The organism is Enterobacter sp. ENT03, from assembly GCF_019218745.1.
GTDB lineage: Bacteria > Pseudomonadota > Gammaproteobacteria > Enterobacterales > Enterobacteriaceae > Enterobacter_D.
Genome location: NZ_JAHUXA010000004.1, coordinates 139,553 through 153,740, shown reverse-complemented (window position 1 = coordinate 153,740; position 14,188 = coordinate 139,553). Strand labels below are relative to the sequence as shown.

At 54.7% G+C, this 14,188-nt stretch carries 15 protein-coding genes; 8 read left to right on the top strand and 7 right to left on the bottom strand.

Annotation, left to right across the window (positions count from 1 at the left end; genetic code table 11):
- Positions 1 to 3: 3 nt before the first annotated feature.
- A complete protein-coding gene (rfaF, locus tag KW828_RS08830) occupies positions 4 to 1,050 on the bottom strand; it encodes an ADP-heptose--LPS heptosyltransferase RfaF (protein WP_218336032.1) in 1,047 nt (348 codons plus the stop codon).
- Positions 1,051 to 1,058: 8 nt separating this feature from the next.
- Positions 1,059 to 1,991 (bottom strand): ADP-glyceromanno-heptose 6-epimerase, encoded by a 933-nt coding sequence (gene rfaD, locus KW828_RS08825; protein ID WP_218336031.1) that lies wholly within the window; start codon positions 1,989 to 1,991, stop codon positions 1,059 to 1,061.
- 216 nt (positions 1,992 to 2,207) lie between these two features.
- On the opposite strand from rfaD, the gene kbl reads away from it, so the two are divergent.
- Together kbl and tdh are read left to right on the top strand one after the other, a co-directional pair.
- Positions 2,208 to 3,404: a glycine C-acetyltransferase gene (gene kbl, locus KW828_RS08820; protein WP_218336030.1), complete on the top strand. Its 1,197-nt coding sequence runs from the start codon at positions 2,208 to 2,210 to the stop codon at positions 3,402 to 3,404.
- A 9-nt stretch (positions 3,405 to 3,413) separates the two neighbouring features.
- On the top strand, positions 3,414 to 4,442 hold the full coding sequence (tdh, locus tag KW828_RS08815) for an L-threonine 3-dehydrogenase (RefSeq protein ID WP_218336029.1): 1,029 nt from the start codon (positions 3,414 to 3,416) through the stop codon (positions 4,440 to 4,442).
- A gap of 62 nt (positions 4,443 to 4,504) precedes the next feature.
- Here tdh and rfaY read toward each other — a convergent pair whose 3' ends face one another.
- Positions 4,505 to 5,191, bottom strand: coding sequence for a lipopolysaccharide core heptose(II) kinase RfaY (gene rfaY / locus KW828_RS08810; protein ID WP_218336028.1), 687 nt, complete (start codon positions 5,189 to 5,191; stop codon positions 4,505 to 4,507).
- 341 nt (positions 5,192 to 5,532) lie between these two features.
- Between rfaY and KW828_RS08805 the strand changes: the two genes are divergently transcribed.
- Complete coding sequence (locus tag KW828_RS08805) at positions 5,533 to 6,567, top strand: glycosyltransferase (RefSeq protein ID WP_218336027.1); 1,035 nt, start codon at positions 5,533 to 5,535, stop codon at positions 6,565 to 6,567.
- On the opposite strand, the gene KW828_RS08800 is transcribed toward KW828_RS08805, so the two are convergent.
- Genes KW828_RS08800 through gpmM form a run of 3 tightly spaced genes read right to left on the bottom strand, consistent with a single transcriptional unit; the run spans position 6,554 to position 10,345 of the window.
- Complete coding sequence (locus KW828_RS08800) at positions 6,554 to 7,516, bottom strand: divergent polysaccharide deacetylase family protein (RefSeq protein WP_218336026.1); 963 nt, start codon at positions 7,514 to 7,516, stop codon at positions 6,554 to 6,556. The genes KW828_RS08805 and KW828_RS08800 overlap by 14 nt on opposite strands.
- A 3-nt stretch (positions 7,517 to 7,519) precedes the next feature.
- Positions 7,520 to 8,788, bottom strand: coding sequence for a murein hydrolase activator EnvC (gene envC, locus KW828_RS08795; protein ID WP_218336025.1), 1,269 nt, complete (start codon positions 8,786 to 8,788; stop codon positions 7,520 to 7,522).
- A 9-nt stretch (positions 8,789 to 8,797) separates the two neighbouring features.
- Positions 8,798 to 10,345 (bottom strand): 2,3-bisphosphoglycerate-independent phosphoglycerate mutase, encoded by a 1,548-nt coding sequence (gene gpmM / locus KW828_RS08790; RefSeq protein WP_218336024.1) that lies wholly within the window; start codon positions 10,343 to 10,345, stop codon positions 8,798 to 8,800.
- Between the two features lie 245 nt (positions 10,346 to 10,590).
- Here gpmM and KW828_RS08785 point away from each other — a divergent pair, with 245 nt between their 5' ends.
- From KW828_RS08785 to cysE, 5 genes are all read left to right on the top strand, one after another.
- Entirely contained in the window at positions 10,591 to 11,022 is a 432-nt protein-coding gene (locus KW828_RS08785) for a rhodanese-like domain-containing protein (RefSeq protein WP_088221171.1), read from the top strand.
- A gap of 20 nt (positions 11,023 to 11,042) precedes the next feature.
- Positions 11,043 to 11,294: a glutaredoxin 3 gene (gene grxC / locus KW828_RS08780; RefSeq protein ID WP_218336023.1), complete on the top strand. Its 252-nt coding sequence runs from the start codon at positions 11,043 to 11,045 to the stop codon at positions 11,292 to 11,294.
- A 33-nt stretch (positions 11,295 to 11,327) separates the two neighbouring features.
- Positions 11,328 to 11,795: a protein-export chaperone SecB gene (gene secB / locus KW828_RS08775; protein ID WP_176400583.1), complete on the top strand. Its 468-nt coding sequence runs from the start codon at positions 11,328 to 11,330 to the stop codon at positions 11,793 to 11,795.
- Positions 11,795 to 12,823: an NAD(P)H-dependent glycerol-3-phosphate dehydrogenase gene (gene gpsA, locus KW828_RS08770; RefSeq protein ID WP_129363858.1), complete on the top strand. Its 1,029-nt coding sequence runs from the start codon at positions 11,795 to 11,797 to the stop codon at positions 12,821 to 12,823. The genes secB and gpsA overlap by 1 nt, the downstream gene beginning before the upstream one ends.
- 62 nt (positions 12,824 to 12,885) lie before the next feature.
- On the top strand, positions 12,886 to 13,707 hold the full coding sequence (gene cysE / locus KW828_RS08765; RefSeq protein ID WP_218336022.1) for a serine O-acetyltransferase: 822 nt from the start codon (positions 12,886 to 12,888) through the stop codon (positions 13,705 to 13,707).
- 2 nt (positions 13,708 to 13,709) lie between these two features.
- On the opposite strand, the gene trmL is transcribed toward cysE, so the two are convergent.
- Positions 13,710 to 14,183, bottom strand: coding sequence for a tRNA (uridine(34)/cytosine(34)/5-carboxymethylaminomethyluridine(34)-2'-O)-methyltransferase TrmL (gene trmL / locus KW828_RS08760; RefSeq protein WP_218336021.1), 474 nt, complete (start codon positions 14,181 to 14,183; stop codon positions 13,710 to 13,712).
- Between the last annotated feature and the right edge of the window lie 5 nt (positions 14,184 to 14,188).

Below are 14,188 nucleotides of genomic sequence, written 5' to 3'. Positions count from 1 at the left end.
CCGTTATCCTTCTTCTGCCACTAATAGCGCGTTTAGTTCGTTAAGCACACGTTCCGGTGTGATGTCGATCAGGCTCTGATGATAGCCCTGCTCGCTGTCGCCTTTGCGCACTTTGTGATAGCCGGTGATCAAGCGGATCACGCGGGCTTTGTGCGACAGCGGCGGAGTAAAATCGGGACTGCTGGGTCCGTACAGTGCCACCAGCGGACGGTTCAGCGCCGCGGCGACGTGCATCAAACCGGAGTCGTTAGTAACTACGGCTTTACAGGCAGCCAGTAAAATGACGGCCTGCTCGAGTTGGGTTTCACCGGCGAGGTTACGGCACCAGGCCTGCTGCTCAATGCTCAACGCGGCAAGGATCTCATTGCCGGCGTCGTGATCCTTTGCCGAACCGAACAAGACAACCTGATAACCTTCATCGATCAACTGCTTAGCCAGTTCCGCGTAATGGTAGTGAGGCCAGCGTTTTGCCGGGCCGAATTCCGCACCGGGACAAAAGCCGATAACAGGACGTTCAGAAGACACGCCGAACGCATCGCTGGTCTGGGCTTTTTCCGCCTCAGTAACCTGCAACTGCGGCCACAGCAGCGGCTGCGGCAGATCTTTCGCCGATTGCATCACCCCTTTGTCGTAGGCCAGCGCCACGTAGCGCTCTACCATCAGCGGCCAGGCGTTTTTATCCAGCACGCGCGCGTCGTTGAGTACGCCATAACGCATTTCACCACGCCAGCCGGTACGGTGCGGTATCCCCGCAAAGAACGGCACCAGCGCGGATTTAAAGGAGTTCGGCAGGACGTAAGCGCGGTCGTAACGCCGTTCACGCAGGCTATGCCCGAGCTTACGACGCTCGCCAAGCGCAAGCGCACCGTGTCCCAGTGGCATGGCGATCGCCTCGTTGACTTCCGGCATGCGCGACAATAACGGACGGCACCACGCGGGTGCCATCACGTCGATAATCGCCTGAGGATAGCGCGCCCTGAGCGTGCGATAGAGACTTTGCGACATCATCATGTCGCCCACCCATGACGGGCCAATCACCAGAATTCGCATAGGGTACCTTACGCGTCGCGGTTCAGCCAGGCCATATATTCCGCTACGCCTTCGGCCACGGTTTTGAATGGCTTGTCGTAGCCTGCGGCACGCAGGTTAGTCAGATCCGCCTGAGTGAACGCCTGATAGCGGCCTTTCAGTTTTTCCGGGAACGGAATGTACTCGATGCTGCCTTTCTTATGGAACGCCAGGGTCGCATCGGCCACGGCCTGGAAGGACTCTGCACGGCCGGTGCCGAGGTTGAAAATACCGGACACGCCGTTTTCCCAGAACCACAGGTTCACCGCTGCCACGTCGCCCACATAAACGAAATCGCGTTTAAAGTTTTCGCTGCCTTCAAACAGCTTCGGCGTTTCGCCGTTGTTCAGCTGGGTGTTGAGATGGAAAGCTACGCTTGCCATGCTGCCTTTGTGGCCTTCGCGCGGGCCATAGACGTTGAAGTAGCGGAAACCGACAATCGGGGATGTCGCTTCCGGCAGGATCTGGCGCACATATTCATCGAATAAAAACTTGGAGTAGCCGTAAACGTTCAGCGGCTTTTCGTACTCGCGGGATTCAATAAAGTCAGAGGTACGGCCACCGTAGGTCGCCGCCGAAGAGGCATACAGGAACGGAATATTATGCTCGAGGCAGTAGTGCAGCACCTCTTTGGAGTACTGATAGTTGTTATCCATCATGTACTTGCCGTCCCATTCAGTGGTGGACGAACAGGCACCCTCATGGAAAATCGCCTCGATGTCGCCGAACTCTTCGCCTGCCATCACCTGGATCAGGAAGTCTTCTTTATCCATATAATCGGCGATATTCAGATCCACCAGGTTCGCAAACTTGGTGCCATCTTTCAGGTTATCCACGACCAGAATGTCAGTGATGCCCTTGTCATTCAGCGCTTTAACGATGTTGCTGCCGATAAAGCCTGCGCCGCCGGTAACGATAATCATAACTGTGACCTTTGAATTGAGGCGCGCCGGGACAATCCCGGACACGAATATTTCTTATCATACCATCACATTGCAGACCCTTCAGCCATTCACCGCCAACCTTCCCGACGACACGTGATTTATGCTGCAAAATGAACAATGGATGATGCGTCATCTCGTATCAACGTATAGCTTTGGGTAATATGTGCCGAAATTTGTCCAGTCTGGAGAATTGCAATGCGTGGGGATTTTTACAAACAGTTAAGCCATGACCTGGAAACCGCGCGTGCGGAAGGGTTGTTTAAAGAAGAACGTATCATCACCTCGGCGCAACAGGCGGATATTACCGTCGGTGACGGCAGCCAGGTGATCAACTTTTGCGCCAATAACTACCTGGGTCTGGCGAACCACCCGGAACTGATTGCCGCCGCCAAAGCGGGGATGGATTCTCATGGTTTCGGCATGGCGTCGGTGCGTTTCATTTGTGGCACTCAGGACAGCCACAAAGTGCTGGAGCAGAAGCTGGCTGAATTCCTCGGCATGGAAGATGCAATCCTGTACTCCTCCTGTTTCGATGCCAACGGTGGTCTGTTTGAAACCCTGCTGGGCGCAGAAGACGCCATTATTTCTGATGCGCTGAACCACGCCTCAATTATTGATGGTGTGCGCCTGTGTAAAGCGAAGCGTTTCCGCTATGCCAACAACGATATGCAGGAGCTGGAAGCGCGTCTGAAAGAAGCCCGCGACGGCGGGGCGCGTCACGTGCTGATCGCCACCGACGGCGTGTTCTCGATGGACGGCGTGATCGCCAACCTGAAAGGCGTGTGCGATCTGGCAGACAAATACGATGCGCTGGTGATGGTGGATGATTCCCACGCGGTCGGTTTTGTCGGTGAAAATGGTCGCGGCACCCATGAATACTGCGACGTGATGAGCCGTGTCGACATCATTACCGGGACGCTCGGTAAAGCCCTCGGCGGCGCATCCGGCGGTTATACGGCGGCGCGCAAAGAAGTGGTGGAATGGCTGCGTCAGCGCTCCCGTCCGTATCTTTTCTCCAACTCGCTGGCGCCGGCGATCGTCGCCGCCTCCATCAAAGTGCTGGAGATGCTGGCGGAAGGCAGCGAGCTGCGTAATCGTCTGTGGACCAACGCCCGCCTGTTCCGTGAAAAAATGACCGCCGCAGGCTTTACGCTGGCGGGAGCCGATCACGCCATCATCCCGGTGATGCTGGGTGACGCCGTAGTCGCGCAGAACTTTGCCCGCGAGCTGCAAAAAGAAGGCATTTACGTCACCGGCTTTTTCTTCCCGGTGGTGCCAAAAGGCCAGGCGCGTATCCGCACCCAGATGTCGGCGGCGCATACCCCTGAGCAAATCGAACGTGCGGTGGACGCCTTTACCCGCATCGGTAAAAAACTTGGCGTGATTGCCTGAGGACCCGTGATGAAAGCCTTATCGAAGCTGAAAGCAGAAGAAGGGATCTGGATGACCGATGTGCCGCAACCGGACGTCGGCCATAATGACCTGCTGATCAAAATCCGTAAAACTGCGATTTGCGGCACGGACGTGCATATCTATAACTGGGACGAATGGTCACAAAAAACCATTCCCGTGCCGATGGTGGTAGGGCACGAGTATGTCGGCGAAGTGGTCGGCATTGGGCAGGAAGTGAAAGGCTTTAAAATCGGCGATCGCGTTTCCGGCGAAGGGCACATTACCTGCGGGCATTGCCGCAACTGCCGCGGTGGCCGCACCCATCTGTGCCGCAACACCATCGGCGTGGGCGTCAACCGCCAGGGTTGTTTCGCCGAGTATCTGGTGATCCCGGCGTTTAACGCCTTCAAAATCCCGGACAATATTTCCGACGAGCTGGCGTCTATTTTTGACCCGTTCGGCAATGCGGTGCATACCGCACTGTCATTCGATCTGGTGGGCGAAGATGTGCTGGTGTCCGGCGCAGGCCCGATTGGCATTATGGCCGCGGCGGTGGCGAAACATGTCGGCGCGCGTCATGTGGTGATCACCGATGTGAATGAATATCGTCTGGATCTGGCGCGTAAAATGGGCGTGACCCGCGCGGTCAACGTCGCTAAAGAGAACCTGAACGATGTGATGACCGAACTGGGCATGACCGAAGGGTTTGACGTGGGTCTGGAGATGTCCGGCGCACCGGCGGCGTTCCGTACCATGCTCGACACCATGAACCACGGCGGTCGCATCGCGCTGCTGGGTATTCCGCCGTCTGAGATGTCCATCGACTGGAATAAAGTGATCTTCAAAGGCCTGTTTATTAAAGGCATTTATGGCCGTGAGATGTTTGAAACCTGGTACAAAATGGCGGCATTGATCCAGTCTGGCCTGGATTTAACGCCGATCATTACCCACCGTTTCTCAATCGATGCCTACCAGGAAGGCTTTGACGCCATGCGTTCCGGTCAGTCAGGAAAAGTCATCCTGAGTTGGGATAAGTGATAAGCCGTTAGCGGTAATAATAATATGGCCGGGTCTGATAACCCGGCCATAGTACCAGGCAATTATTTGCCGCGCAGTTTTCTGGATAGCTGGCGGAATTTTTCTTTCAGTACGATGAAATTATAAGTCACACCCTGTGAGGCAATATTAATATTATATTTTCGGTGTAACGCCAAAATATCATTAGCCTGGCAAATTTTCATATTTCCTTTGCAGGATAAGTCGATAATTCTTAGCGCCCCGCCCGGGGTACGAATAAAATTCCCCGGATGAATGTCATTAGACGCCAGCCCGGCGCGATGAAGCTGCAACACGCACGCTTTGACCTCGTCAGCATTGGTAGCATCAATACTGCGTAAGGGCTCACCATCAATATACTCATGAATAGTATAGACATCATAGCACTGGCGAAAACGCGTTTTTTCAGCAACACAGTAGAGATCGGCGGTGCAGGCACGCGCTTCTGGTGACAGACGATCAAGTATCTTGATCAAACGAGAATAGAAGGGGCCGGAAATGAAATCCTGTAATTTTTTTTCAAGGCGAGGATCGCGTTCACGGTCATTTTTTATTATAAATTTCTGTGACTTATATTCAACAATCTCTACGCTACGCATAGGGTTGCCGCTGCTGAGTGGCTTGCCGCTAACCTCATTGTTTATGTACTTTTCCATCAGGACCTGTAGATCGCTTTCAGCCTCTTTGCAGTAAACTGTATAGCCTTTGACATGTGTCTTACTGATGGTCATCACTTCCCTCAAGATAATTATTTTTGCGCAAAACTCATAAGCACTGAGTATACATTGTGTGAGTTCTGCGATGTTGACTCATTTGTGCGGCACTGCTCTTTGCGGCTGGGCGCCGCGTGGTTGTTAGCGCAGATCTTACTGGCTACCTGATTTTTTATTATTTTTAACAGAATGGCCAGGCCATATATATTAACTGGATGAATGTTTCAGAATAAGAATAATCCTCAATGTCCTGCCTGACTTATAACCTTCCCGAACTTTACCGCGCCTCTTAATAATTCCTTAATAAACCTGGTGTAAAAAGCACGCATGTATCACTCACCACGATCGCCAGTATTATCATGAAAAAATGTAAAGATACGTTGAGCGTCATCATTCCTTTATACAACGCAGGCCATGAGTTTGAGGCCTGTATGGAATCCCTGATCGCGCAAACGTGGAAGGCACTGGAGATTATCATTGTAAATGATGGTTCCACGGACAATTCTGTAGCGATAGCGCAAAAATACGCTGATACCTATCCACACGTCACTCTGCTGCATCAAGCGAACTCAGGGGCTTCAGTTGCCCGCAATCGCGGAATGGAAATAGCGACCGGTGAGTATATTGCCTTTGTCGATGCCGATGATCTGACCTATCCGCAGATGTATGAAACCTTGATGACCATGGCGTTAAAGGACGACCTGGATGTTGCCCAATGTAATGCGGACTGGTGTATACGTGACACGGGTAATACCTGGCCTTCTATCCCCCTTGATCGTGTACGCACAACGGAGGTGCTGAATGGGCCCGAGTGGTTACGTATGGGGCTTGCGTCGCGTCGCTGGACGCATGTGGTATGGATGGGGGTATATCGCCGCGAGCTTATTACACGTAATAAAATTACCTTTATTCCCGGACTACATCATCAGGATATTATCTGGACGACTGAGGTAATGTTTAATGCGCGTCGGGTGAAATATACCGAAGCCTGCCTGTATAAATATTTCCTGCATGATAGTTCAGTCAGCCGGTTGAAACGGCAGGGCTGTAAAAATCTTCGTTACCAGCGCCATTATATTAAGATCACGCGCCTGCTTGAAAAACTTAACCATGATTATGCCGGGAGAATTACGATCTACCCGGAATTCCATCAGCAGATAACTTATGAAGCATTACGCGTTTGCCATGCGGTGCGCAAAGAGCCGGATGTGTTAACACGTCAGCAGATGATCGCGGAGATTTTTACCTCCGGAATGTACAAACGGATGGTGACGAATGTACGCAGCGCTAAAGTCGCGTACCAGGCGCTCCTGTGGTCTTATCGACTCTGGCGCTGGCGCGATAAGACAATCTCGCCCTATCACGTCGTGCGTAAGGCATTTAATCTGCGTTAGCGTTTATGCCGCGGGCACCCATCGATTTATCCCAGCCCTGCCATTGATGCTGGAAGTAGCTTATCAGCGTGCTCTGCTTGATGCTTTCGCCGAGCACGTCGAAGAACTTCACAGCGTTGACCGGCGCTAACGGTTTTTTCGGTTTGCAGATCTTCACCGTCTGGAAAGGATTACGCGGCGCGTCGTTCTTTGGAAGCGTTCGGTTTGGCGTCGACGTATCCACTTGCGGCTCATTGAGCAGGCTGCCCGGGCGCACCAGCGTAATATCCGGCGGCAGGGTAGGCAGCATCTGTTGCAGCACACGCACTGTCGACGGATGCGGGTGGCCAATAGCAATCGCCGAGCCGTTACGGCGCGCCAGTTCTACCGCGCGGTTAAACTGGCGGCGAATATCGGCCTCGTTCTGCGTATCGTCGAGGAAGACTTTTCGCTTGATCACTTTCACGCCAGTACCGGTGGCGGCGCGCATCGCCTGGCTGTTGCCGATGGTCATGCTGTCGAGAAAATAGAGATCGTAACGCGCCAGCGCCTGCATCACCTTCTGCATACCGAACAGGTTAGAGGTCATGGCGCTGCCCATATGGTTATTCAGGCCAACGGCATAGGGCACGTTGTCTACCGCAGTGCGGATAATGCGTTCGATTTCATCGCTGCTCATGTCCGGACGCAGCGTGTCTTTTTCCAGCGGCTGTTTGCTGATCGGGGCCATCGGCAGGTGTATTAACACTTCATGGCCCGTGTTATGCGCTTTGGTGGCCATTTCCCGCGCATGGGGTGCATTAGGCAGCACCGCAACGGAGATGGCCGCTGGCATCGCCAGTACCTGATTCTCGTTGTGCGGGCGATACCCAAAATCATCGATCACGATGGCGAGTTTCCCGGCGAATACCGGCGCGGCAAAAACCATAAGGCTGATAAGAGAAAAACACAGACGACGAAATTGAAGCAAAACTTATCTTCCCAACCACGGTTGTGGATTGACCGCCTGACCCTGGCGGCGAATTTCGAAATAGAGTGAAGGTCTGCCCTGACCGCCACTGCTGCCCACAAGGGCAATCGGTTGACCGGCACGCACCTGCGTACCCACGCTGACCAGCGCGCTCTGATTATAGCCATAAAGGCTCATGTCACCTTTACCGTGCTCCACCACCACCACCAGACCATAGCCCTGCAGCCAGTCAGCGAGGATCACACGGCCATCGGCAATGGCTTTCACTTCGCTGCCTTCAGACGCGCCGATCACAATCCCTTTCCACCGTAGCTCACCCTGCAACTGTTCGCCATAGCGATGGAGGATAGTGCCGCGTGCCGGCCAGTAGGCCTGGCCGCGCGGTGATCCCAGACCGCCGGTGCGGGACATTAACGACTGCTCGCTTTCCGTCGGCTTATAAGTGGTGCCTTTGCGCGTGGCATCTTTCTGGCGATCGCGTACCGCCTGGGCTTCGCGTGCTTCACGTTCCGCACGCGCTTTGGCGGCGGCTTCAGCGCGGGCAAGGGTATTGCGCAGCCGTGATTCGTTGGCCCGCAGCTCGCTCAGCTGTTGCTGGCCCTGCTGGATAGACGACTCAAGGCCGGAGAGGGTTTTCTTACGCTCGTTGCGCGCCTGCTCAAGCTTAGCCTGCTGCGCCTGCTGCTCATAAAGCAGGGTTTGCTGCTGGCTCTGCTTCTCTTCCAGCTCGGCTTTCTGGGCGTTGACTTCTTCGCGAGTCTGCTGGAGCTGCGCGATGGTTTCCTGACGCGCCTGATTCAGATAGCCGTAGTAGGCCTGCAAACGCTGTGCGCGCTGGCCTTCTTCGCCGCTCAGGATCATCTGCATCCCGCTGTGCTCACCCTGACGGAATGCCGCATCGAGCTGCGCGGCCAGATTGCGCTCCTGGCTGGCGCGCTGGCGCTCCAGTTTAGCGATAGACGCATTCATGGCATCGATTTGTTTATTCAGTTGGGCGAGGGTGTTCTGGGTTTCGCGCAAGGCGCGGGCGGCAGCGGAAATCGCTTCTTCCTGGGCTTTTAACTGGGCAAGGAGGCTGCTGCGCTGCTGCTGTTGCTGACGGACGGCACGCTCTTTGGCGGCAATGTCAGCCTGAATGGATTTTAACTGATCGCGGTCATCCGCATGGGCTGAAAAGGCGCACAACAATACGCCAGCGCTGAGCGCGCTGGCGTAGATAATGGACCGGATCGACACAGTCCTGGTGTTTGAAAAAATCGCCTTTCCCCTCATGGGGAGCGATTATTCCACGATGAACAGCGGCTTACCAGTCATCTCTTGCGGGATTTCCATCCCCATCAGCGCCAGCATGGTCGGTGCGATGTCGGAAAGTTTGCCGCCTTCAACCGCTTTCACGGATTTATCGCCAACGTAGATCAGCGGCACCGGCAGGTTAGTGTGCGCGGTATGCGCCTGACCGGTTGCCGGGTCGCGCATCTGCTCAGCATTGCCGTGATCCGCGGTAATCAACAGCTGACCGCCCACGGACTCCACCGCATCGCTGACCTGCGCGATGCAGTTATCCAGCGTTTCAACAGCGGCAACTGCCGCTTCGAATACGCCGGTATGACCCACCATGTCGCCATTCGGATAGTTGCAGATGATGGTGTCGTACTTGCCGCTCTTGATCGCCGCGACCAGTTTTTCAGTTAATTCTGCACTGCTCATTTCCGGTTGCAGATCGTAGGTCGCCACTTTCGGGGAGTTGATCAGGATGCGATCTTCCCCTGCAAACGGCTCCTCGACGCCACCATTAAAGAAGAAGGTCACATGGGCGTACTTCTCAGTTTCGGAGATACGCAGCTGGGTTTTGTCATGCTTCGCCATCCACTCGCCGAAGGTGTTCGCAAGTGATGCCGGTGCATAAGCCACGGTGGTTTTGATGTCGGCGGCATATTCGGTCAGCATAACGAAATCGCTAAACTGCACCACTTTCTGACGGGCGAAGCCGTCGAAATCGGCATTCACAAAGGCGCGGGTGATTTCGCGGGCGCGGTCAGCACGGAAGTTCATGAAAATCAGCGCATCGCCATCGACCATCGCGGAATCCGCCTGGCCTGCCGCGCGGATCACCGTCGCTTTTACGAATTCGTCGTTTTCATCACGGGCATACGCCGCCTGCAAACCTGCGACCGCGCTGTCTGCCTGGAATTCGCCTTTCGCCTGCGTCAGCAGGTTGTACGCCTGTTCCACGCGATCCCAGCGGTTATCGCGGTCCATCGCATAGTAACGACCAATAATAGTGGCGACGCGGCCTTTGCCCAGTTCAGCAAATTTGTCTTCAAAACGTTTCAGGGAGGATTCTGCGCTGCGTGGCGGGGTATCGCGGCCATCCAGGAAAGCATGCAGATAGATTTTTTCTGCGCCGCGCTGGGCTGCCAGTTCAACCATCGCAAGGATATGATCTTCATGGCTGTGCACGCCGCCCGCAGACAGCAGGCCCATAATATGCACGGCTTTGCCATTGGCAGTGGCGTTATCCACTGCGGCGGTCAGCGCCGGGTTGCTGAAGAAAGTACCTTGTTTAATTTCAACATCCAGACGGGTCAGATCCTGATAAACGATACGACCCGCACCCAGGTTGACGTGACCGACTTCAGAGTTGCCCATCTGCCGGTCCGGCAGACCCACTTCGAGGCCGGATGCGTCAACAAGCGTATGCGGACGTTTAGCCCACAGGGCATCCATGACCGGGGTTTTAGCGTTAAAAATAGCGTTATCCTGCTGGTCTTCACGGTAGCCATAGCCATCCAGGATCACCAGTACCATAGGTTTTTTAGAAACCGACATTGCGACAACCTCATGCTCATGAGTCAAAAATTTGCGTAATTTTACTACAGCTGAATCGATCAAATAGCCGCAGAAGATCAAAGATTGGTAGGGGGAAGGGCGGTGTTTTTAATGGCTTTAAGCATTTTTTTCGTAACGCGCCGCAGAAAATGCATTCCGTTGTGCTCGCTGGCTGTATTTGCTACACCGCACAGGTATACTCCTTCCCTGGTTTTTAATCACTGAGTCGGGAGTTGTTGCCCTCCATGCAAGAAATTATGCAATTTGTTAGCCGTCACCCCATACTTTGTATCGGATGGGTTGTCTTACTGGCGGCGGTGCTGTTCACCACCTTCAAAGGTCTGGTATCGAAAGTTAAAATCATCACGCGTGGTGAAGCAACGCGTCTGATTAACAAAGAAGATGCCGTGGTTGTGGATCTGCGTCAGCGTGACGATTTCCGCAAAGGTCACATCGCGGGTGCCGTCAATTTGCTGCCCAACGACATTAAAGCCAATAACCTCGGTGAGCTTGAGAAAAGCAAAAGCAAACCCATTATTGTAGTTGATGGCACCGGTATGCAGGCGCAAGCCCCGGCAAGTGAGCTGATTAAAGCGGGCTTCGAGCGGGTCTATGTACTGAAAGATGGCGTAGCTGGCTGGAGTGGTGAAAACCTCCCGCTGGTGCGCGGTAAATAAATCACAAGTGGAGTGCAGTCATGGCCAACATTGAAATCTATACCAAAGCGACCTGCCCTTTTTGCCATCGTGCAAAAGCGCTGCTCAACAGCAAAGGCGTTGCCTTTGAAGAGCTGCCGATTGATGGTGATGCGGTGAAGCGTGAAGAGATGATTCAACGTAGTGGCCGTACGACCGTGCCGCAGATTTTTATTGATGCACAGCACATTGGCGGCTGTGACGACTTGTATGCGCTGGACGCGCGTGGTGGACTCGATCCCCTGTTACGCTAAAGCGTATTTAGGACAACACTAAGGGTTTTACTCATGTCAGAACAAAATAACACCGAAATGGCTTTCCAGATCCAACGCATTTACACCAAGGATGTGTCTTTCGAAGCGCCTAATGCGCCGCACGTCTTCCAGAAAGACTGGCAGCCGGAAGTAAAACTGGATCTGGACACCGCTTCCAGCCAGCTCGCTGACGACGTTTATGAAGTGGTGCTGCGTGTCACTGTGACTGCAAGCCTGGGTGAAGAAACGGCATTCCTGTGTGAAGTTCAGCAGGCCGGTATCTTCTCCGTTGGTGGTATCGAAGGTACCCAGATGGCGCATTGCCTTGGCGCGTACTGCCCGAACATTCTGTTCCCGTACGCCCGCGAATGCATCACCAGCCTGGTTTCCCGCGGTACGTTCCCGCAGCTGAACCTTGCACCGGTCAACTTCGATGCGCTGTTCATGAACTATTTGCAGCAGCAGGCAGGCGAAGGTACCGAACAACCTCAGGATGCCTGATGAGTACGATAAATGCTCATATGACTGTGATCGGTGCCGGCTCTTACGGCACCGCTCTTGCCATTACCCTGGCAAGAAATGGCCACGAAGTGGTGCTTTGGGGCCACGATCCAAAACATATCGCGACGCTGCAACATGATCGTTGCAACGTGGCGTTCCTCCCGGATGTGCCCTTTCCCGATACGCTGCACCTTGAAAGCGACTTAGCCACGGCGCTTGCCGCGAGTCGCAATATCCTGGTGGTGGTGCCAAGCCATGTCTTTGGCGACGTGCTGCGACAAATCAAACCATTAATGCGCGACGACGCGCGCGTGGTCTGGGCGACCAAAGGCTTAGAAGCCGAAACGGGCCGTCTGTTGCAGGATGTAGCGCGTGAAGCGCTGGGCGATGCCATTCCGCTGGCGGTGATTTCCGGGCCAACCTTCGCCAAAGAACTGGCGGCGGGCCTGCCAACGGCGATTTCCCTGGCCTCCACCGATGAGGTATTTGCTGAAGACTTGCAGCAGTTGCTGCACTGCGGCAAAAGCTTCCGCGTCTACAGCAACCCGGATTTTATCGGTGTGCAGCTGGGCGGGGCGGTGAAAAACGTGATTGCCATCGGCGCGGGTATGTCCGACGGCATCGGTTTTGGTGCCAATGCGCGTACCGCGCTGATCACCCGTGGGTTGTCCGAAATGTCCCGTCTGGGCGTGGCGCTGGGTGCCGATCCCTCCACCTTTATGGGCATGGCCGGTCTGGGCGATCTGGTCTTAACCTGCACTGACAACCAGTCCCGCAACCGTCGTTTCGGGATGGCGTTAGGTCAGGGCATGGACGTAAAAAGTGCACAGGAAAGTATCGGCCAGGTCGTTGAAGGGTACCGCAATACGAAAGAAGTCCGCGAGCTGGCACACCGCTTTGGTGTCGAAATGCCAATAACCGAGGAAATTTATCAAGTATTGTATTGCGGAAAAAATGCGCGCGAGGCAGCATTGACCCTGTTAGGCCGCTCCCGTAAGGATGAGCGTACCAGCCATCCGGCTCCCTAATCCTCATCACTGACACGGCCATCGCAGAGTGGCCGGTCATTTTATTTCGCCTGGAGTATGCAATGCCGTGTGAAGAACTGGATCTCGTCTGGAATAATATTAAAGCCGAAGCCCGGGCGCTGGCCGACTGTGAGCCTATGTTGGCCAGTTTTTATCACGCAACCTTACTCAAGCACGAAAACCTCGGCAGCGCGCTGAGCTATATGCTGGCGAACAAGCTGGCGTCGCCGATCATGCCCGCTATTGCCATTCGTGAAGTGGTAGAAGAAGCCTACGCCGCTGACCCGGAAATGATTGCCTCCGCCGCCTGCGATATTCAGGCCGTGCGCACCCGTGATCCGGCGGTAGATAAATACTCCACGCCGCTGCTCTATCTGAAAGGGTTTCACGCCCTGCAGTCTTACCGTATCGGTCACTGGCTATGGAATCAGGGCCGCCGCGCGCTGGCAATTTTCCTGCAAAATCAGGTGTCGGTGTCCTTCCAGGTGGATATTCACCCGGCGGCGAAGATTGGCCGCGGTATCATGCTCGACCATGCCACCGGTATTGTGGTGGGCGAAACGGCGGTAGTGGAAGATGACGTGTCTATTCTGCAATCGGTCACGCTCGGCGGAACCGGCAAAACCAGCGGCGATCGCCATCCGAAGATCCGCGAAGGTGTAATGATTGGCGCCGGGGCGAAAATTCTCGGCAACATCGAAGTCGGGCGTGGCGCGAAGATTGGCGCAGGTTCCGTGGTGTTGCAACCGGTGCCGCCGCACACGACCGTGGCAGGTGTACCGGCCCGCATTGTTGGCAAGCCGGAATCAGACAAACCCGCGATGGATATGGATCAGCATTTCAATGGTGCGAATCACCGTTTCGAATACGGCGACGGTATTTAACGCTAGCTGCGCAGTACCGCGCCCGGATAGCCAAGCTGACGCCAGGCTTCATACACCACCACCGACACCGCATTAGACAGGTTCATGCTGCGGCTGTCCGGCATCATCGGGATGCGGATCTTCTGCTCTTTGGGCAGCGCATCCAGAATAGCGGCAGGCAGACCGCGCGTCTCCGGGCCAAACATCAGATAATCCCCGTCCTGATAACTCACCGCGCTGTGGGCCGGCGTGCCTTTGGTGGTCAGGGCAAACAGCCGCTGCGGATTTTCTGCCGCCACAAAAGCGGCATGATCGGCATGACGCACCACTGCGGTAAATTCGTGATAATCCAGCCCGGCGCGGCGCAGACGCTTGTCATCCCAGGTAAAGCCCATTGGCTCAATGATGTGCAGGCGAAACCCGGTGTTGGCACACAGGCGGATAATATTCCCGGTATTCGGCGGGATTTCAGGTTCGAATAAGACAATGTTCAGCATGCTGC